Origin of the sequence: Cyanobium sp. N5-Cardenillas, from assembly GCF_024345515.1 — a bacterium.
Lineage (GTDB): Bacteria > Cyanobacteriota > Cyanobacteriia > PCC-6307 > Cyanobiaceae > Cyanobium.
In genome coordinates this window covers 1-17,166 of the sequence record NZ_JAGQBG010000038.1, presented here as the reverse complement: position 1 = coordinate 17,166, position 17,166 = coordinate 1, and the positions used below count along the sequence as shown (strand labels likewise).

Annotated in this window: 15 protein-coding genes; 2 read left to right on the top strand and 13 right to left on the bottom strand. The window is 69.3% G+C overall.

What is annotated here, in order from left to right; all coding sequences use genetic code 11:
* Window positions 1-11 precede the first annotated feature (11 nt).
* A complete protein-coding gene (locus KBZ04_RS04920) occupies window positions 12-509 on the bottom strand; it encodes a J domain-containing protein (RefSeq protein WP_254990808.1) in 498 nt (165 codons plus the stop codon).
* A 71-nt stretch (window positions 510-580) separates the two neighbouring features.
* On the opposite strand from KBZ04_RS04920, the gene KBZ04_RS04915 reads away from it, so the two are divergent.
* Window positions 581-1,360, top strand: a complete 780-nt coding sequence (locus KBZ04_RS04915) for a 16S rRNA (guanine(527)-N(7))-methyltransferase RsmG (protein ID WP_254990807.1) — start codon at window positions 581-583, stop codon at window positions 1,358-1,360.
* Here KBZ04_RS04915 and KBZ04_RS04910 read toward each other — a convergent pair.
* From KBZ04_RS04910 to KBZ04_RS04885, 6 genes are all read right to left on the bottom strand, one after another.
* Window positions 1,357-2,568 (bottom strand): aldo/keto reductase, encoded by a 1,212-nt coding sequence (locus tag KBZ04_RS04910; RefSeq protein ID WP_254990806.1) that lies wholly within the window; start codon window positions 2,566-2,568, stop codon window positions 1,357-1,359. The genes KBZ04_RS04915 and KBZ04_RS04910 overlap by 4 nt on opposite strands.
* Window positions 2,565-2,987 carry a ferredoxin gene (locus KBZ04_RS04905; RefSeq protein ID WP_254990805.1) on the bottom strand — a complete coding sequence of 141 codons (423 nt, stop codon included), beginning with the start codon at window positions 2,985-2,987 and terminating at the stop codon, window positions 2,565-2,567. The genes KBZ04_RS04910 and KBZ04_RS04905 overlap by 4 nt, the downstream gene beginning before the upstream one ends.
* A 4-nt stretch (window positions 2,988-2,991) precedes the next feature.
* Complete coding sequence (locus tag KBZ04_RS04900; RefSeq protein ID WP_254990804.1) at window positions 2,992-3,384, bottom strand: DUF1257 domain-containing protein; 393 nt, start codon at window positions 3,382-3,384, stop codon at window positions 2,992-2,994.
* A 28-nt stretch (window positions 3,385-3,412) separates the two neighbouring features.
* Window positions 3,413-3,628 carry a DUF2997 domain-containing protein gene (locus tag KBZ04_RS04895; RefSeq protein ID WP_254990803.1) on the bottom strand — a complete coding sequence of 72 codons (216 nt, stop codon included), beginning with the start codon at window positions 3,626-3,628 and terminating at the stop codon, window positions 3,413-3,415.
* Window positions 3,629-3,716: 88 nt separating this feature from the next.
* Window positions 3,717-4,517: a HEAT repeat domain-containing protein gene (locus KBZ04_RS04890; protein ID WP_254990802.1), complete on the bottom strand. Its 801-nt coding sequence runs from the start codon at window positions 4,515-4,517 to the stop codon at window positions 3,717-3,719.
* A 46-nt stretch (window positions 4,518-4,563) separates the two neighbouring features.
* The gene (locus KBZ04_RS04885) at window positions 4,564-4,689 is read right to left on the bottom strand and encodes a hypothetical protein (protein WP_254944288.1); all 126 of its coding nucleotides are present in this window, start codon (window positions 4,687-4,689) and stop codon (window positions 4,564-4,566) included.
* A gap of 77 nt (window positions 4,690-4,766) precedes the next feature.
* On the opposite strand from KBZ04_RS04885, the gene KBZ04_RS04880 reads away from it, so the two are divergent.
* Window positions 4,767-6,068, top strand: a complete 1,302-nt coding sequence (locus tag KBZ04_RS04880; RefSeq protein ID WP_254990800.1) for an AmpG family muropeptide MFS transporter — start codon at window positions 4,767-4,769, stop codon at window positions 6,066-6,068.
* On the opposite strand, the gene KBZ04_RS04875 is transcribed toward KBZ04_RS04880, so the two are convergent.
* The 6 genes from KBZ04_RS04875 to rpoB form a co-directional block, all read right to left on the bottom strand.
* Window positions 6,020-6,826, bottom strand: coding sequence for an alpha/beta hydrolase (locus KBZ04_RS04875; RefSeq protein WP_254990799.1), 807 nt, complete (start codon window positions 6,824-6,826; stop codon window positions 6,020-6,022). The two genes, KBZ04_RS04880 and KBZ04_RS04875, sit on opposite strands and share 49 nt — an antisense overlap.
* Window positions 6,827-6,837: 11 nt before the next feature.
* The gene (gene rlmN, locus KBZ04_RS04870; protein ID WP_254990798.1) at window positions 6,838-7,896 is read right to left on the bottom strand and encodes a 23S rRNA (adenine(2503)-C(2))-methyltransferase RlmN; all 1,059 of its coding nucleotides are present in this window, start codon (window positions 7,894-7,896) and stop codon (window positions 6,838-6,840) included.
* On the bottom strand, window positions 7,896-8,060 hold the full coding sequence (locus KBZ04_RS04865) for a high light inducible protein (protein ID WP_254990797.1): 165 nt from the start codon (window positions 8,058-8,060) through the stop codon (window positions 7,896-7,898). Before KBZ04_RS04865 ends, rlmN begins: the two co-directional genes overlap by 1 nt.
* On the bottom strand, window positions 8,053-12,162 hold the full coding sequence (locus tag KBZ04_RS04860) for a DNA-directed RNA polymerase subunit beta' (RefSeq protein WP_254990796.1): 4,110 nt from the start codon (window positions 12,160-12,162) through the stop codon (window positions 8,053-8,055). Before KBZ04_RS04860 ends, KBZ04_RS04865 begins: the two co-directional genes overlap by 8 nt.
* A gap of 73 nt (window positions 12,163-12,235) precedes the next feature.
* Window positions 12,236-14,140 carry a DNA-directed RNA polymerase subunit gamma gene (locus KBZ04_RS04855; protein ID WP_254990795.1) on the bottom strand — a complete coding sequence of 635 codons (1,905 nt, stop codon included), beginning with the start codon at window positions 14,138-14,140 and terminating at the stop codon, window positions 12,236-12,238.
* 58 nt (window positions 14,141-14,198) lie between these two features.
* On the bottom strand, window positions 14,199-17,166 hold a 2,968-nt coding region (gene rpoB, locus KBZ04_RS04850), incomplete at its 5' end, for a DNA-directed RNA polymerase subunit beta (protein ID WP_254990794.1).

Genomic DNA, 17,166 nt, shown 5'->3' with positions numbered 1-17,166 from the left:
GGGGGGCAGGGTCACGGTCGGATCGGCAGGGGCGGGCTGGGGGAGGGGGGTGGCGCCGGGGCCGAAGCCGTCTCGAGGTCGGCCCACCAGCTCGGCCAGGACATCAGTTCGGCGCCCCGCGCCCAGGCCACCCCCAGCCCCAGCACCAGGCTGAGCACCAGGGCCAGGGCCAGCAGCAGCAGGGCGAACCATTCACCGCCCGACAGGGCCCGGCGCACCGACACCGGCCGGACGACGGCCACGGACGGGGGGCGCTGCACCGGGGTCGGCAGGGCGCTCTGCAGCAGGGCGGCGTCATAGAGCCGGCGGGCGGCCGGATCACTCAGCACGGCATAGGCCTGGCGCAGCTGCCGGAAGGCCACCTCAGCCTCGCCGGCCGGCAGGGCGGTGGTGTCGGGGTGGTAGCGCTTGCTCAGGCCCCTGAACGCCTGCCGCAGCTCCTGATCGGTGGCGGTGGGCTGCAGCTGCAGCACCTGGTAGTGGGTGGGGGGCTTGGCTGTGGCGGACATGGTCCCTGCGGCGGCGATGGCAGCCTGCCCGGCGTGAGGGATCCTAGGGAGAAGCACCACTGCCGTAGCGGATGGCCGCCAGCCCCGACCCCAGCGCCCCTCCCGATGCCGGCCTCTGGCAGGCGCTCGGCTGGACCCCCACCGACGACCAGCTGGCGGCGCTGGTGGCCCTGCAGGAGCAGTTGCGGCTGTGGAACGGCCGGGTCAACCTCACCCGGCTGGTGGAGGGCGACGATTTCTGGATCGCCCAGGTGTTCGACAGCCTCTGGCCCTGGGTGCCCCTGCTGAACGCCCCCGGCGGCGTCCCCGACGGCCTGGAGCTGATCGACGTGGGCACCGGCGGCGGTTTCCCCGGCCTGGCCCTGGCGATCGCCCTGCCCACGGCCCGGATCACCCTGGTGGATTCGGTGGGCCGCAAGCTGGAGGCGGTGCGGGCCATGGCTCGCAGTCTGGGGCTGGACGAGGGCAGGCTGCGGCTGCGCTGCGAACGGGTCGAGCGCACCGGCCGCGCCCGGGACTGCCGGGGACGCTTCGATCGCGCCATGGCCCGCGCCGTGGCCAGCGCGCCGGTGGTGGCCGAGTACCTGGTGCCCCTGCTGAAGCCCGACGGCCTGGCCCTGCTCTACCGGGGCCAGTGGGGGGCCGACGACCAGCGGGATCTGGAGGCGGCCGTGGGGGTGCTGCGGGCGTCGGTGGATCCGGTACAGCGCCGCGACCTGCCGGCGGGCCGGGGCGTGCGGCACGGCCTCTGGCTGCGGCCGGCCGGCCCCTGTCCGGCCGCCTACCCCCGCGCCGTGGGGGTACCGCAGAAAACACCGATCGCGCCGGGCGCCAGCACGCCGGGGGCCTAGGCCGCCTGCAGCCGTTTGACGGCCTCGCCCCCCAGCCTCCGCCGCAGACGCCGCAGCAGGCCTGGGATCTCGGCGGCCCAGGGGCTGGCCTGCAGCACCGCCAGCAGCTCGGCCTCGCTGACGCTGCTGTCGAGGGCGTCGGCGTTCTCCCCCGGAAACCAGTGGCTGCCCTGGCCCAGCAGGCCGTAGCGGGCGCGGCCGTAGGCCTCCAGATCCCAGGCCTCCAGCAGGTTGTGCAGCCAGAGCAGCACCGGCAGGTTGATCCGGCCGGGGGTGTCCTCCCAGGCCGGCAGGCCCCGGTCCCAGCTGGCCAGCCAGTCGTCGCCGAGGGCCCGGCGGCGGGCCTTCTGGAGGCGCTCCAGAATCGGCGGCAGCAGCTCCCCGGCCCTGGGCAGCAGCGCCACCGCCTCCAGGTGCAGGTCCAGGTCCTGCGGGGAGGCGGCGCCGACGCTGATGGTGTGGATGCCGGGGGCCGACAGGCAGAACAGGTCGTTGAAGACGATCGGATGCAGCGGCGCGCAGAGCTCGCCCAGACGCTGGGAGGGGCTGTGCAGGTGGCCCCCCTTGTCGGTGGGGCTGATCACGAACACCCCCATGTCATGGGCGGTGGCGGCCTCGATCGCCGCCCGGTTGTCCTGGCGGATGAAGTACCAGTGCAGGTTGATGTAGTCGAACTGGTCGCTGGCGATCGCCTCCAGGATCAGGGGCAGCGGCGCATGGGTGGAGAAGCCCACGTGGCCGATCCGGCCCGCCTCCTGCCAGCGGCGCGCCACCTCCCGGCAACCGCCGGGCCGCAGGGTCTGATCGAGCAGCTCCGGGGTGTTGAGGCCATGGATGGCCAGCAGATCGACCCGGCCCCCCTCTCCGGTCAGGCCCAGCCGCTCGAAGCTGGTGCGCAGGTCGGCCTCAAAGGCAGCCGGGTCGGCGCTGGGGGGGACCTTGGTCTGCAGGAGGCGCCGGGGATCCGGCAGCCGGGGCAGCAGCCAGCCCAGCTGCCGCTCCGAGGTGCCGTAGTGGCGGGCGGTTTCGATGTGGTGCAGGCCCGCTGCGATGGCGGCCCGGAGGGTGGCCTCCAGCCGGTCCTGGCTCTCGGCCACCACCGCCTCGGGCGGCAGGTCGCTCCAGCTCTGCTGAAAGCGCATGCCGCCCAGAGAAAGCACCGGCATGGCCAGGCCCGTGCGGCCGAAACGCCGGCTGGGGATGGTCATGGCGCTGGCGGGACGGAGCGGGGCAGGGTTCGGCGGCGCCGGCCCTGGGAGGGGAGCCCCAGGGGCTGGATCTCCTGCTCGTCGAGCTGGGCCCTGAGGACGGGCAGCTGTTCGTAGGCCACCCAGTGGATGCAGTCCACGGGGCAGGTGTCGATCGCTTCCTGGATCCTCTCGGTGCTGTCCCCGTCCTGGCGCAGGGCCCGGGAACGGCCCCAGTCGGGCTCCACCACGAAGGTGTTGCCGGCCACATGGGCGCAGTAGCGGCAGCCGATGCAGACGGCCTCATCCACCCAGACGGCCTGCTGGCGCAGGGCCCCTCCCAGCACCGGCTCCAGCCCTGTCGCCTCCGACTCCGGGGCCGCCGCGGTGCGAAAGGCCAGGGCGGGATCGAGGCCGGCGGAGGGGCCCGTTGTGCTCACGGGGTCAGGCGTCCCAGCGGGTCACCACCAGTTCGATGCTGCCGTCGAGGTGGCTGGTCTGCTCGCTCACCTGGAAGCCCTCCTCGGCGGTGCTGGCAAGAATGGTGCGCAGGGCGTAGCGCTGGGTGAGCTTGGCCAGGAAACGCTCCACTGGGATGGGCTGCTTCCAGAGCTCCAGGTCGGTGACCAGCTCGTAGCTGCCGCTGTCCGGGTTGAGGCGGAAGCCGATGTCCACCCCACCGTCCTGGGGGATGGCCAGGTCGGCGGTCACGGTCTGGCCGCGGTAGCCACGCACCTCGACGGAGCCTTCGGCGGGGGGGTAACCCAGGTCGCGGAGGGCTTCCACCAGGGCCTGGCGATCGCGCAGCTCGGTTTTGACGGTGCTGAAGTGCGACATGGGACGAAGGGGGAGGAGGGGCGGTGGCTCAGGGGCCGTGGTGCTGGACGACCACCTGGGGGTCCTGGAGATCGAGGGGTTGGGCCTGGAACGCTTCCGAGGTGCTGCGGCGTTGCTGGACGCTGCCCAGCCTGGCCTCGATCCGCTCGGTGAGCCGGGAACAACCCTCGCCCTGCACACCCTCCACGAGTTCCTCCACCCGTCCGTCAGGACGAATGCGGAAGCGGATGGTGCGTTGGGCCATCCCGGGTGGGCTGCACAGGTGAGACCGGGATCTTAACCGTGATTACCGGTGGCTGCGGTGGGTCGGAGCGCCGCGGCGGCAGGGCCGCTCAGCTGATCAGACCCTCGTCCACCAGGGTCTGGAGCCGTTCGAGCACCTCGGGCTGCTCCAGCTGCTCCAGGGCCATCCGGGCCTCGTCCCGGACGGTGGAATCACCGTCGTGCAGCATCGTGTGCAGCAGGGCTTCCACCACGTCCCGCTGGCGTGGCTCCACCAGATCGGTGTAGAGGCGCCCCAGCGACCAGGCGCTGTTGCTGCGCACGGCTGGCTCGCTGTCGATGCGCAGGCTGAGCAGCAGCTGGGCGGCGGCGGGGTCGGCCTTGGCCACGCCGGTGGCGCCGGCATCGGCCAGGGAGCTGGCGGCCCACAGCCGCACCGCAGCGATGTCCATCTCCAGGGCCCGGATCAGCGGGTTGAGCACGGGGGCCTCGGGGTAGTTCCCCAGGCTCCAGGCCACCGCCTTGCGCACGTAACCGTTGTCGTCAGCCCCGAGCAGGCCCAGCAGGGGCTCCACCGCCAGGGGGTGGGGGTTGCGACCGAGGGCGTAGACGGCGCTCATGCGCACGATCGGGCAACCGGCCTTCAGCAACGGCAGCAGCAGCGGAATGGCCCGGGGGTCCCGGTGCTCGCAGAAGATGCGCAGCCCCTGCAGCCGCTCCTCACGCCCCCCCTTCAGCAGTTCGATGCCGAGGTCGCACTCGGCGGCCACATCGGAGCTGGAGGGGGCAACGCTGTCGATCTCATCGAGCGGATCACCCAGCAGCTCCTGCGCCAGCTCCCGTGCCAGCACCTCCGGATCGAGGGCCAGCTCATGGGTGGTTTCGGGAAAGGGCAGGCCGTCGTCCGGCATGGAGCCATCCAGGTGACGGCATCGTAAAAGCAGGACGGCCGCCGGATCAGCCCAGCGGCGCGGGGGCGGCCATGTCGCCGGGCAGCCAGATGCGGGCACTGACGGCGAACAGGGCCAGACCGAACAGCAGCACGATGGCGACGGGCAGGAGCGTGGAGCGCAGGAAGGACATGGGGAAGCCGGACGGCGGTGCTGGCTGCATTGTGGTCCGGGCGGTCGCTTCTAGGGTTCGGCCACCCGCAAGCGGCCATGGCCACCCGTGCCTCCAGCAGCGTCCCGCCCTGGCGTCGCCTCCTGGCGGTGGCCGCGGAGGGGGTGGCCAGTGGCACCCCCTACATGGTGGGCACCAAGCTGCTGCAGGGCTGGCTCACCGCCAGCCAGATCCCCCTGAGCCTGATCGGCCTGCTGGGGCTGGCGGAGCTGCCCTACACCCTGAAGATGGTCTGGGCTCCGGCCCTCGATCGCTGGCCCTTGCCCTGGCCCGACCGCCGCCGCGGCTGGCTGCTGGTGCTGCAGCTCACCCTGGTGGCGGTGATCGGCGCCATGGCCCTGCTGCGGCCCTCCACGGATCCTGCCAGCCTGACGGCGATCGGCCTGATGGCCGTGCTACTGGCCGTGGTCAGCGCCACCCAGGACATCGCCGTGGATGCCTACCGCACCGACCTGCTGCCGGATCTGGAGCGGGGGGCCGGAGCCGCCGCCTCCAACCTGGGTTATCGCACGGCGATGCTGGCCGTGGGGGCCGGCGGCTTCATCCTGGCCGGCCGCTACGACTGGCCCCTGGCCTTCGTGTTCTCGGCGGTGCTGATGCTGGTGGTGGTGCCCTTCACCCTCACGGCGCCGCGCCTGGAACCCCTGGCGGTGCCGGTGAGCAGCCTGCGCCAGGCCGTGCTGGGTCCAGCGCGGGAGTTCCTGCACCGCAGCGGCGGCCCCAGGGCCTTGGCCCTGCTCACCCTGGTGCTGCTCTACCGCTGGCCCGACGGCCTGCTCGGCCTGATGGCGGTGCCGTTCCTGATCCAGAAGGGCTTCAGCCCCGAGGTGGTGGGATCGGTGCTGGCGGGCTGGGGCATCGGCGCCACCATCGTGGGCACGCTGCTGGGGGGCCTGCTGTTCGGCCGGCTGGGCATGAACCGCTCGCTGTGGCTGTTCGCCCTGGTGGGGGCGGCGGGCAACCTCGCCTACTGGGCCCTGGCCCGCTTCGACGGCGGCATGCCGGCCCTGCTGACGGCCGTGGCCCTGGAGAACATCGGTGGCGGCATGGTGGGCGCCGCCTTCGTGGCGCTGCTGATGAGCCTCTGCAACCCCCGCTTCTCCGCCACCCAGTACGCCCTGCTCTCGGGGGTCTACGCCCTGAGCCGCTCGCTGCTGGCCGCCCCCGCCGGGCTGGTGGCCGAACGGCTCGGCTGGCCGGGCTTTTTCCTGGCCACCACCGCCGCGGCCCTGCCGGCCTTCCTGCTGATGCTGCGGCTCACCCCCTGGAACGGCCAGGGCGCCCGTGGGGCCTACTCCGCCGAGCGGGACGCCGAAAACTCGCGCAGCAGCGGGATGTAGCCGGGGGAGCCCTCCACCGCGTTGTGGCCGTCGACGGGCAGCACCACCATGGAAGCGATGCCGGGGCGGAAGCTCGACAGCAGGGCGTCGGTATGGGCACGCGGGATCACCTCGTCCCGTTCGGCGGCGATCAGCAGGGTGGGCGCGTCCACGCGGGGGGCCTCCGCCCAGGAGCGGTACTTGTCCCGCAGCAGCAGGGCCACCGGCACCAGCGGGAACTGGCGGGCCGCCACCGCTTCGATGCTGTCGAACGGTGTGACCAGCACCAGCCGGGCCACCGGACGCCGGGCCGCCAGGTGCACCGCCACACCGCTGCCCAGGCTGCGGCCCAGCACGGCGATATGGTCGTGGTCGGCCCGGACCCGATCGAACAGGGCGCGGGCATCGGCGAACAGGGCCTGCTCCGACGGCTGGCCGCTGCTGCCGCCATAGCCCCGGTAGTGCATCAGGTAGAGGGCGTGCTCGGGAAAGGCGGCCTCCAGCAGCGGCAGCTGGCCCGCCACGGCCTCCGCATTGCCGCCGAAATAAAGCAGCGCCTTCGGGCCGGGGCGGCGGCGGACGCTCACCAGCACCCGGCCCCCCGGCGGGCCGTCGGCGATCGGCAGGGTCAGCAGCTCGCCGGGCGCTTCGGCTGAGCGGGGCTGGGGGAAATAGAGCAGGGAACGCTGGCGCAGGAACAGCAGGCCGCACAGCCCGAGATAGGCCAGGGCCACCACCAGGCCGGTGATGGCGAACACGGCGGCGGGTCGCTGGGCCATGGCCCGGCCGATCACGCCACCGGGGCGCTGAGCAGGCGGCGGCGCAGCTGACCGCAGGCCGCATCCTGATCCAGGCCGCGGCTGGCCCGCACGCTCACGGCGATGTGGCGCCGCTCCAGCTGGGAACGGAAGGCCTCCACCGCCTCCGGAGCGGGTCGCCGGAAGTCCTCCTCGGCGATCGGGTTGTAGGCGATCAGGTTGACGTGGCTCTGGAACCCCCGCAGCAGGCGGGCCAGGGCGTCGGCCTGGCGGGGATGGTCGTTGAGACCGCCCAGCAGGATGTACTCGAAGCTCACCCGCCGGCCGGTGAGGGCCACATAGTGGCGGCAGTCGTCGAGCAGCGCCTCCATGGGATAGGCGTGGGCGGTGGGGATCAGCTCCTCCCGCAGGCGCTGGTCGGGGGCATGGAGGCTCACGGCCAGGGTGAACTGGGCCCGGCCCAGCCGCTCCAGGGCGCGCTCGGCCAGGGTGGGCAGGCTGCGGGGCACCCCCACGGTGCTGACGGTGATCTGCCGCTGGGCCATGCCCAGATCGGTGCAGAGGCAGGCGATGGCTTCAAGCACCGCTTCGGTGTTCAGCAGGGGTTCCCCCATGCCCATGAACACCACGTGGCTGGGGCGGCGGTCCATCGCCTCCCGCACACTCAGCACCTGATCGACGATCTCGTGCACCGCCAGGGAGCGCTGCAGCCCCCCCTTGCCGGTGGCGCAGAAGCGGCAGCCCATGGGGCAGCCCACCTGGCTGCTGACGCAGACCGTGAGCCGGTCGCCGCTGGGAATTCCCACCGTCTCGATGCTGAGGCCGTCGGCGGTGCCCAGCAGCAGCTTTGTGGTGCCGTCGCGGGCGTCGCTGCGGTGCAGCAGGGGCGAGCGGCCGAGGCCGGTGCCGGCGGCCGCCAGCTGCTCCCGCCAGGCCTTGGGCAGCACCGTGATCTCCTCGAGGCTGCGGGCTCCCCTGGTGTAGATCCAGTCGTGCAGCTGCTTGCCACGAAAGGCGGGCTGGCCCTGCAGGCCCGCCCACTCCTGGAGGGCCTCCAGGCCCATCCCCAGCAGGGGAACGGGCTCCGCCATCAGGGCCAGATCAGCAGGCCGTGACCCAGCTTCCACTCCACCGCCACCAGGGCGATGAAGCCGAGCATGGCCAGCCGGCCATTGAAGCGCTCGGTGTGGGTGTGGAAGCCGAAGCGCGGCACCCGGCGCACCGGCACCGGGGTGGCGATGGCGGGATCAGTCATCGCTGAGCAGCCCCTCCTCCTGCAGGCCCTCGAGGGCGGCCGGATCAGCGATCAGCTCCTCTTCGAGGCCCTCATCCGCCGTGGGACGGGCGAAGGCGGCAAAGCCGCTGGTGGCCGCTTCGATGCCGTGGCGGCTGCGGGTGGCCTCCAGATCCTCCTCGGAGGGGTCGTCCAGCACGGCGGCGGTCACCGCCGGGGCGGGCATCTCGACGGTGTAGTCGGGACGCAGGTTCTGGTTGCGGCGGTAGCCCGCGGCCTCCTCCTCGAGGATGTCGGGGTGGGGTCCGGCCTCGGCACGCAGCTCCTCCTCGAAGCCACCGAAGCCCGTGCCGGCGGGGATCAGGCGGCCGATGATCACGTTCTCCTTGAGGCCCCGCAGCCAGTCGCTCTTGCCCTCGATCGCCGCTTCGGTGAGCACCCGGGTGGTCTCCTGGAAGGAGGCCGCCGAGATGAACGAATCGGTGTTGAGGGAGGCCTTGGTGATGCCCAGCAGCACGGGGGTGAACTCGGCCGGAGCGCCACCGGTGATGCCCATGGCGGAATTCACCTGCTCCACCTGACGCAGCTCGATCAACTCCCCGGGCAGCAGGGTGGTGTCACCGGCATCCTCGATGCGGACCTTGCTGGTCATCTGGCGCACGATGACTTCAATGTGCTTGTCGCTGATCGACACCCCCTGCGACTTGTAGACGTTCTGCACTTCCGTGACCATGCGGAACTGCAGCTTGGAGATCGCCTCCTGGGCCGCCTCCATGGTGGGCTTGCGGCTGCGCAGGTCCTCGAAGAAGCACTCCAGCAGCTCGTGGGGATTGATCGGGCCATCGGTGAGCATCTCACCGGCGCTCACCTGCTGGCCATCGGAGACCATCACGTTGCGGCCGAGAAGAATCGGGTACTCGGTGATGACGTCGTCGGCCTCGATCACCGACACGGTGATCGTATCGTCGTCCTCGCCCTGCTTGATCTGCACGGTGCCGCTCTTGCGGCAGAGCACGGCCGATTCCCGCGGTCGGCGGGCCTCCAGCAGTTCTTCGATCCGGGGCAGACCCTGGACGATGTCGCCGGTCTTCTGGCGTTCGAACACCAGCAGGGCCAGGCCGTCGCCCCGTTGCACGAGTTCACCGTCACGGACGTGCAGCACCGAATCGGGCGACACCATGTACGGCCGACCCAGACGGATGGTGAGGGTCTTGCCGTTGATGGCCTCCACCTGACCGCAGCAGGGGGAGAGCACCCCATCGGCGAGCACGTCGCCATCGACGATGCGATCGCCCACCGCCACCTTCGGGGCGGCCCCGCCCAGGTCCAGGCTGCGGGTGTCGTCGGCCCGCTCCACGATCAGGCGCCGGATCGGTTCACCGACGACGGGTTCGGGCAGTTGCACCACGCCGTTCTCCTTGCAGAGGATCTGGGTGGTGGCCACCACATCGCCGCGCTTGACGGTGATGCCGTCCTCCACCTGCAGTTCAGTGTGGGTGGAGCCGTGGCTGGCGTCGGAGAGGGTGTCGCGCCTAACCAGCAAGGTTTCCAGGATCACCAGCTGCAGCCGCTCGATGGTCTTGGCCCGCTTGTCAGCGACGGCCTCCACGTCCACCGTCATCTGGGGGGTGGTGTCGAAGGATTCCAGGATCAACTGGGTGCGCAGCAGCTCCACCCCTTCCACCGACTTGATCAGCTCGCCGTCCTTGAAGGTGAGGCGCTGGGTGGCCTTCAGCCCCAGGGAGGGGCCGCCGGTCTGCTTGACCGTGGAAAGTTCGGGCAGGTGGGCGGCATCGGGGATGGCGTATTCCTCGACGGGCCGCAGCAGCAGGGCGCCGCCCTCGGGGGTGTCGACCTTCTCGACGAACTTCATCGCCGCGGCCTTGAGGCCAGGGGCGATCTCTTCGCCGGGATTGACCATCTTGCCGTCCTCGCCATAGCGGCCGAGCACCTTGGCGTCGGAGATCAGGTGCAGCTCACCAGAACGCACGATGATCTCCCGCAGGATGTCGTTCTTCTGGGTGACGGTGACGATGCCCGCGGTCTGGCTGAAGATGTCCTTCACCACCTCGGTGCCGGCCTCGATCCACTGGCCGTCCTCGATCATCAGCAGGGAGATGTCCTTGTTGATCTCGTGGGTTTCCTGGGGAATCCACAGCAGGGTGCCGCCCTTGCTCACCTCGAAGCCGTGCTTGGCGGAGCGGGCCTTCTTGATCGAGAGGCCGGGGGCGAACTTCACCATGCCACCGGTCTGGGTGCGGAAGCGGTCGTCGGTGAGTTCGGCGATCACCTCACCGGCGCCGATCTTGGTGCCGGGCTGGGTCTTGACCAGGTAACGGGTGTTGTCCTTGCCCTCCAGGTGCCAGCTTTCGCCGGTGTGGCTGGATTCACCCACCAGCTTGCAGTCCTTGAGGGTGAGGCTGGCGGTGACGATCTGCACTTCGCGGGAGTCGCCGGTGGACTCGCGCAGCCGCACGGCGCCGCCGTACTCGCTCTGCAGACGGCTCTCGGCCAGCACGTTGCCGGTGGTCACCGGCTTGTCGGTCTCCACGACGGGGAGGGCGTTGGGCGGCAGGTTGTAGACGTCACCGCTGAACACCCACAGGCGTCCGAGACGCTGGGCCTTGTGGGTGATGTTGCCCTGGCGGTCGGTGACTTCCCGGGGCTGGATCACGTCCTCGAAGCGCACCTGGCCGGCCAGGTCGCAGATGACATCCTTGGTGGCCTTCTCCACGCTCTTCTTCACCGCTGAGCCCGAGGAGATCTGGGCCAGGATGATGTCGTTGGCGACGGGATCGCCATCGGCCACGAAGAGGATCGAGCCGTTGGTGATGTCGATCTTCTGCACCTTGCCCTTGCCCGAGGGCTTGAGGGTGAGGGTGAAATCGGTTTCGGCCAGCTTGGCCTCCACCCCGTGGGGGGTGCGGTGGTCGCGGACACGGGCCTTGGGGCCGAACTCCACGATCCCATCCACCAGGGAGCGCACCACGCCGGTCTCGGCCGTGGACACACCACCGGTGTGGAAGGTCCGCATGGTGAGCTGGGTACCGGGCTCGCCGATCGACTGGGCGGCGATGATGCCGACGGCTTCGCCCAGGTCGACCAGCTCGTTGTGGGCCAGGGCCCAGCCGTAGCACTTGCGGCAGACCGATCGGGAGGCCTCGCAGGTGAGGGGCGAGCGCACCATCACGGTGGCGATCGCCGCCTTCTCGATGGCAGCGGAAAGGGCCGGGTCGATCTCACCGTTGCGATCGACGATGACGACGCCGTCGCTGTCGACGACGGGCTGGGCCGCCAGACGGCCCACCAGCTTGGTGCCGAAGCGGCCGCGCTCGTCGGCGTTGATGGGGATGAAGCGGTGGGTGCCGCAGTCCTCCTCCCGCACGATCACGTCCTGGGCCACGTCCACCAGGCGACGGGTGAGGTAGCCGGAGTCGGCGGTGCGCAGCGCGGTGTCCACCAGGCCCTTGCGGGCGCCGTAGGAGGAGATCACGTACTCGGTGACCGTGAGGCCCTCACGGAAGTTGGTGCGGATCGGCAGGTCGATGATCTCCCCCTGGGGGTTGGCCATCAGGCCGCGCATGCCCACCAGCTGGCGCACCTGGGACATGTTCCCCCGGGCGCCGGAGTTGGCCATCATCCACACGGAATTGAGTGGATCGTTGTCGTTGAAGTTGCGGCGCACCGCCGCCACCAGCCGCTCGTTGGTTTCGGTCCAGGTGTCGATCACCTTGGTGTGGCGTTCCACCTCGGTGATCTCACCCAGCCGGTAGCGCTCCTCGGTGGCCGTGATCTGCTCCTCGGCCTCCTCCAGCAGCACCGCCTTGTCGCCGGGAATGCGCAGGTCGTCGACCGAGATCGACACCGCCGCCTGGGTGGCGTAGTGAAAACCCAGATCCTTCAGCTCATCGGCCATCGCGGCGGTGGCCGCGGTGCCGTGGTGCTTGTAGGCCCAGGAGACCAGGTTGCGCAGCGCCTTCTTGTCGATGATCCGGTTACGGAACGGCGGCGCCTGCTTGCTCAGGGCGGAGGCCGCCAGTTCGGCGGCGGCGGTGGCGGCCGCCAGGTCGGCGGCGGCCTTGGCGCTCTTCTTGCTGATCTTCTTGGCGGGGGTGGCGGTCATGGCAGCGCGCGTTGGAAAAGGCTGGAGGGGAACGGAAGACACGGGGCCCGGGGCTCGGCCCGGCCGGTGGAACTCAGGTGGCGGCCACGGCGTCGATGATGGTGTGGTTGATCACGACCCGACCCACGGTGGTCAGCAGGTAACGGCTGATCAGGGCGCCGTCCTCATCGAAGCGGTCGCGGCGGAACTTCCACTGCTCGAAGCGGGTGCCGTCCGAGAGGATGCCCTGCTGGACGGGCTCGTTGTCCTCGTCGTCGCTCTCCACCTCGCCGTTGAAGCGCACCCAGACCCAGTCGTGCAGGGTGAGGTGCTTCTCCTCGAAGGCGGCGATCACATCCTCGAGATCGGCGAAGGTGCGCGAGCGGTCGCCGAAGGCGGGCTGCACCTTCTCACGATCAACGGCGGTGAGGTAGTAGGCGCCCAGCACCATGTCCTGGGACGGGGTGATGATCGGCTCGCCGGTGGCGGGAGACAGCACGTTGTTGCTGGCCAGCATCAGCATGCGGGCCTCGGTCTGGGCCTCGATCGCCAGGGGCACGTGCACGGCCATCTGGTCACCGTCGAAGTCGGCGTTGAAGGCGGGGCAGACCAGGGGGTGGAGCTGGATGGCCCGGCCATCGACCAGCTTGGGTTCGAAGGCCTGGATACCCAGACGGTGCAGGGTCGGGGCCCGGTTGAGCAGGATCGGGTGCCCTTCGATCACTTCCTGCAGCACCTGCATCACCTCGTCGTCGGCCCGCTGGATCAGCTTCTTGGCCGCCTTGATGTTGTTGACGATGTTCTGGCGGATGAGGCGATGGATCACGAACGGCTGGAACAGCTCGATCGCCATCTCCTTGGGCAGGCCGCACTGGTGCATCTTGAGCTTGGGGCCCACCACGATCACGGAACGGCCGGAGTAATCCACCCGCTTGCCGAGCAGGTTCTGGCGGAAGCGGCCCTGCTTGCCCTCGATGATGTCGCTGAGCGACTTCAGGGCCCGGTTGTTGGCCCCCACCACGGTGCGACCGCGGCGGCCGTTGTCGATCAGGGCATCGACGGCCTCCTGCAGCATCCGCTTCTCGTTGCGGACGATGATCTCGGGGGCAAGGATCTCCTGCAGGCGCGCCAGGCGGTTGTTGCGGTTGATCACCCGCCGGTAGAGGTCGTTGAGATCGCTGGTGGCGAAACGACCGCCGTCGAGCTGAACCATCGGGCGCAGATCGGGTGGAATCACCGGGATCACATCCAGCACCATCCAGTCGGGACGGGCGTTGGTGGCGATGAAGTTGTCGATCACCCGGAGGCGCTTGATCAGCTTGGCCCGCTTCTGGCCCTTGGAGTTGTTGATGTCCTCCCGCAGCTGCTCAGCCTCTTTTTCGAGGGCGATGTCCTCGAGGAGTTGCTTGAGGGCTTCGGCGCCGATGCCCACGATGGGCTCGTTCTCGATCTCGGAATCCTCGGCGAAGATCTGGTCTTCGATCTCCAGCCACTCGTCTTCGGTGAGCAGCTGCTTGTAGGTGAGGTCCTTGTGGTCCCCCTTGTCGAGCACCACGTAGCAGTTGAAGTAGACGATCTGCTCCACGTCCCGCAGGGGCATGTCGAGCAGGATCGCCACATAGCTGGGGATCCCCTTGAGGTACCAGACGTGCGACACGGGGGCCGCCAGCTTGATGAAGCCCATGCGGTGGCGCCGCACCCTGCTCTCGGTCACCTCCACGCCGCAGCGCTCGCAGACGATGCCGCGGTGACGCACCCGCTTGTACTTGCCGCAATGGCATTCCCAGTCCTTGGAGGGGCCGAAGATCTTCTCGCAAAAGAGCCCGTCCATCTCGGGCTTGAGGGTGCGGTAGTTGATCGTTTCCGGCTTGGTGACCTCACCCACCACCTGACCGTTGGGCAGCGTGCGCTGCCCCCACTGCATGATCCGCTCGGGGGAAGCGAGCGTGATCTTCACGTAGTCGAAGTGGTTTTCGGTGCGCAGGTTGCTGTTGGACATGGCGGAAACGCAGGGTGATCGGGAGAAGCGGAGAAATCAGAGCCGGTGAATCAAGCGATCAGTCATCGTCGTAATCCGCGACACCGAGGGATTCGTAGGTGGGACGGCTGGGGGTGCTGCGGCGAGGATTGACGTCCTGCATCAGGTCGACTTCCTCACCGGCGTCGGTGTAGACGGCGCTATCGAGGCCAAGGGACTGCAGCTCCCGCATCAGCACCTTGAAGGACTCGGGGGTACCCGGCCGGGGGATGGGCTTGCCCTTGACGATGGCGTTGAGGGCCTCGTTGCGGCCCTGCATGTCGTCGGACTTGACGGTGAGGAGTTCCTGCAGGGTGTAGGCGGCGCCGTAGGCCTCCAGGGCCCAGACCTCCATTTCCCCGAGCCGCTGGCCGCCCTGCTGGGCCTTGCCGCCCAGGGGCTGCTGGGTCACCAGGGAGTAGGGGCCGGTGGAGCGGGCATGGATCTTGTCGTCCACCAGGTGCACCAGCTTGAGGATGTGGGCGTAGCCCACGGTCACCGGCTGGTCGAAGGGTTCGCCGCTGCGGCCGTCGATCAGCTGGATCTTGCCGGGGTTGGTGGGGTCATAGACCCACGCCTTGCCGGGCAGCTTGGCAGCCTCCTCGAGGTAGGCCTGCACCGTCTGCTTCGACTTCTCGGGGCCGTACATCTCATCGAACGGCACCACCTTGACGCGGCAGTCGAGGTGGGACGAGGCCCAGCCCATCAGGCATTCGAACACCTGACCGACGTTCATGCGGCTCGGCACACCCAGGGGGTTGAGCACGATGTCGATGGGGGTGCCATCGGGCAGGTAGGGCATGTCCTCCCGGGGAAGGATGCGGCTGATGATGCCCTTGTTGCCGTGGCGGCCGGCCATCTTGTCGCCCACCTGGATCTTGCGGCGCTGGGCCACGTAGACCCGCACCACCATGTTCGCCCCCGGCGGCAGTTCGTCGCCCTGCTCACGGGTGTAGATGCGCACGTCGACCACCCGGCCCCGTTCGGTGCTGGGCACCCGCAGGGAGTTGTCGCGCACGTCGCGGGCCTTTTCGCCGAAGATGGCGCGCAGCAGCTTCTCTTCCGGCGGCTGGTCGGATTCACCCTTGGGGGTCACCTTGCCCACCAGGATGTCGCCGGATTCCACGTAGGCGCCGATGCGGATGATGCCCATCTCATCGAGGTGGCCCAGGCTCTCCTCGGCCACGTTGGGGATTTCCCGGGTGATCTCCTCGGGTCCGAGCTTGGTCTGGCGGGCTTCGATCTCGTACTTCTCGATGTGCACCGAGGTGTAGAGGTCGTCCTGCACCAGCCGGTCGCTCACGAGGATGGCGTCCTCGTAGTTGTAACCCTCCCAGGGCATGTAGGCGATCAGCACGTTCTGGCCGAGGGCGATCTCGCCGCCTTCGCAGGCCGAGCCGTTGGCCAGCACCTGGCCGGCGATCACCGGGTCGCCCTGGCGCACGATCGGCCGCTGGTTGAGGCAGGTGTCCTGGTTGGAGCGCTGGTACTTCTGCAGGAAGTGGGTGTGATCCCGGCCCTGGTCGTCACGGATGACGATGGCGGTGGCGTCCACAAAGGAGACGGTGCCGTTCACCTTGGTGATCGGCACCATGCCGGAGTCGCGGGCCACCTGGGTTTCCAGGCCGGTGCCCACCAGGGGCCGCTCGGGCCGCAGCAGGGGCACGGCCTGGCGCTGCATGTTCGAACCCATCAGGGCCCGGTTGGCGTCGTCGTGCTCGAGGAAGGGGATCAGGGAGGTGGCCACCGAGATCACCTGCACCGGCGACAGCTGGACGTAGTCCACCTGCTCGGGGGGAACTTTCTCGAAGTCCTGGCGATAACGGACCGGCACCAGATCAACGGTGATGCGGCCGGTGGCGTCGGTGGGCACGTCACCGGGGGCCACCCGGCACTCGTCCTCCAGGTCGGCGGAGAGGTAGAGGGGATCGCCCTGCTTGAGCACGATGCCGTCTTCCACCCGCCAGAAGGGGGTTTCGATGAAGCCGTATTCGTTCACCCGGGCGTGGGTGGCCAGCGAACCGATCAGGCCGGCGTTGGGGCCTTCGGGGGTCTCGATCGGGCAGATGCGGCCGTAGTGGGAGGGATGGATGTCGCGCACGGCGAAGCCGGCCCGCTCCCGGGTGAGGCCGCCTGGGCCGAGGGCGCTGATGCGGCGCTTGTGGGTCAGCTCCGCCAGGGGGTTGGTCTGGTCCATGAACTGGCTCAGCTGGCTGGAGCCGAAGAACTCCTTGACGGCCGCCACCAGGGGCTTGGGGTTCACCAGCTGGGCCGGCGTGAGCGATTCGGTCTCGCCGACGGTCATCCGTTCCTTGATGATCCGCTCGAGACGGTTCAGACCGACGCGCACCTGGTTCTGCAGCAACTCGCCCACCGAACGCACCCGGCGGTTGCCGAGGTGGTCGATGTCATCGAGGCAGGCGCCGCCCACATCGAGTTCGAGGTTGATCAGGTAGTCGATCGTGGAGAGGACGTCCTCGGCGGTGAGGGTGCGCACCGCATCGGGGATGGTGAGGCGCAGCTTCTTGTTGATCTTGTAGCGGCCCACCCGGCCCAGGTCGTAGCGCTTGGGATCGAAGAAGCGGGAGTGCAGCAGTTGCTGGCCGCCGCTCACCGAGGGCGGTTCACCGGGGCGCAGCTTCTTGTAGAGCTCCAGCAGGGCCTGGTCTTCCGAGGAGATGCCCTCTTCGTTGGAAGCCTCGATCGACTTCTGGTAGTACTCCGGGTGACGCAGCTTGTCGAGCACGTCGTTGTCGGATAGGCCGATGGCCCGCATCAGCACGTGGGCGTTGATCTTGCGGGTCTTGTCGACGCGGACGTGCAGCAGGTCGTTCTTGTCGGTCTCGAACTTCAGCCAGGCCCCACGGTTGGGGATCAGGCTGGCGTTGAAGGTCTTGCGGCCGTTCTTGTCCTGCTCGTCCTTGAAGTAGACGCCCGGGCTCCGCACGATCTGGTTGACGATCACCCGCTCGGCACCGTTGATGATGAAGGTGCCGCGCTCGGTCATC

Excerpts from the sequence above, each read along its gene's own strand:
- KBZ04_RS04910 (WP_254990806.1), bottom strand. The coding sequence starts at position 2,568 with ATGACCATCCCCAGCCGGCGTTTCGGCCGCACGGGCCTGGCCATGCCG.
- KBZ04_RS04920 (WP_254990808.1), bottom strand. The coding sequence starts at position 509 with ATGTCCGCCACAGCCAAGCCCCCCACCCACTACCAGGTGCTGCAGCTG.
- KBZ04_RS04860 (WP_254990796.1), bottom strand. The coding sequence starts at position 12,162 with ATGACCGCCACCCCCGCCAAGAAGATCAGCAAGAAGAGCGCCAAGGCC.
- KBZ04_RS04900 (WP_254990804.1), bottom strand. The coding sequence starts at position 3,384 with ATGTCGCACTTCAGCACCGTCAAAACCGAGCTGCGCGATCGCCAGGCC.
- KBZ04_RS04865 (WP_254990797.1), bottom strand. The coding sequence starts at position 8,060 with ATGACTGATCCCGCCATCGCCACCCCGGTGCCGGTGCGCCGGGTGCCG.
- KBZ04_RS04915 (WP_254990807.1), top strand. The coding sequence starts at position 581 with ATGGCCGCCAGCCCCGACCCCAGCGCCCCTCCCGATGCCGGCCTCTGG.
- KBZ04_RS04875 (WP_254990799.1), bottom strand. The coding sequence starts at position 6,826 with ATGGCCCAGCGACCCGCCGCCGTGTTCGCCATCACCGGCCTGGTGGTG.
- KBZ04_RS04855 (WP_254990795.1), bottom strand. The coding sequence starts at position 14,140 with ATGTCCAACAGCAACCTGCGCACCGAAAACCACTTCGACTACGTGAAG.
- KBZ04_RS04885 (WP_254944288.1), bottom strand. The coding sequence starts at position 4,689 with ATGTCCTTCCTGCGCTCCACGCTCCTGCCCGTCGCCATCGTGCTGCTG.
- rlmN (WP_254990798.1), bottom strand. The coding sequence starts at position 7,896 with ATGGCGGAGCCCGTTCCCCTGCTGGGGATGGGCCTGGAGGCCCTCCAG.
- KBZ04_RS04895 (WP_254990803.1), bottom strand. The coding sequence starts at position 3,628 with ATGGCCCAACGCACCATCCGCTTCCGCATTCGTCCTGACGGACGGGTG.
- KBZ04_RS04890 (WP_254990802.1), bottom strand. The coding sequence starts at position 4,517 with ATGCCGGACGACGGCCTGCCCTTTCCCGAAACCACCCATGAGCTGGCC.
- KBZ04_RS04880 (WP_254990800.1), top strand. The coding sequence starts at position 4,767 with ATGGCCACCCGTGCCTCCAGCAGCGTCCCGCCCTGGCGTCGCCTCCTG.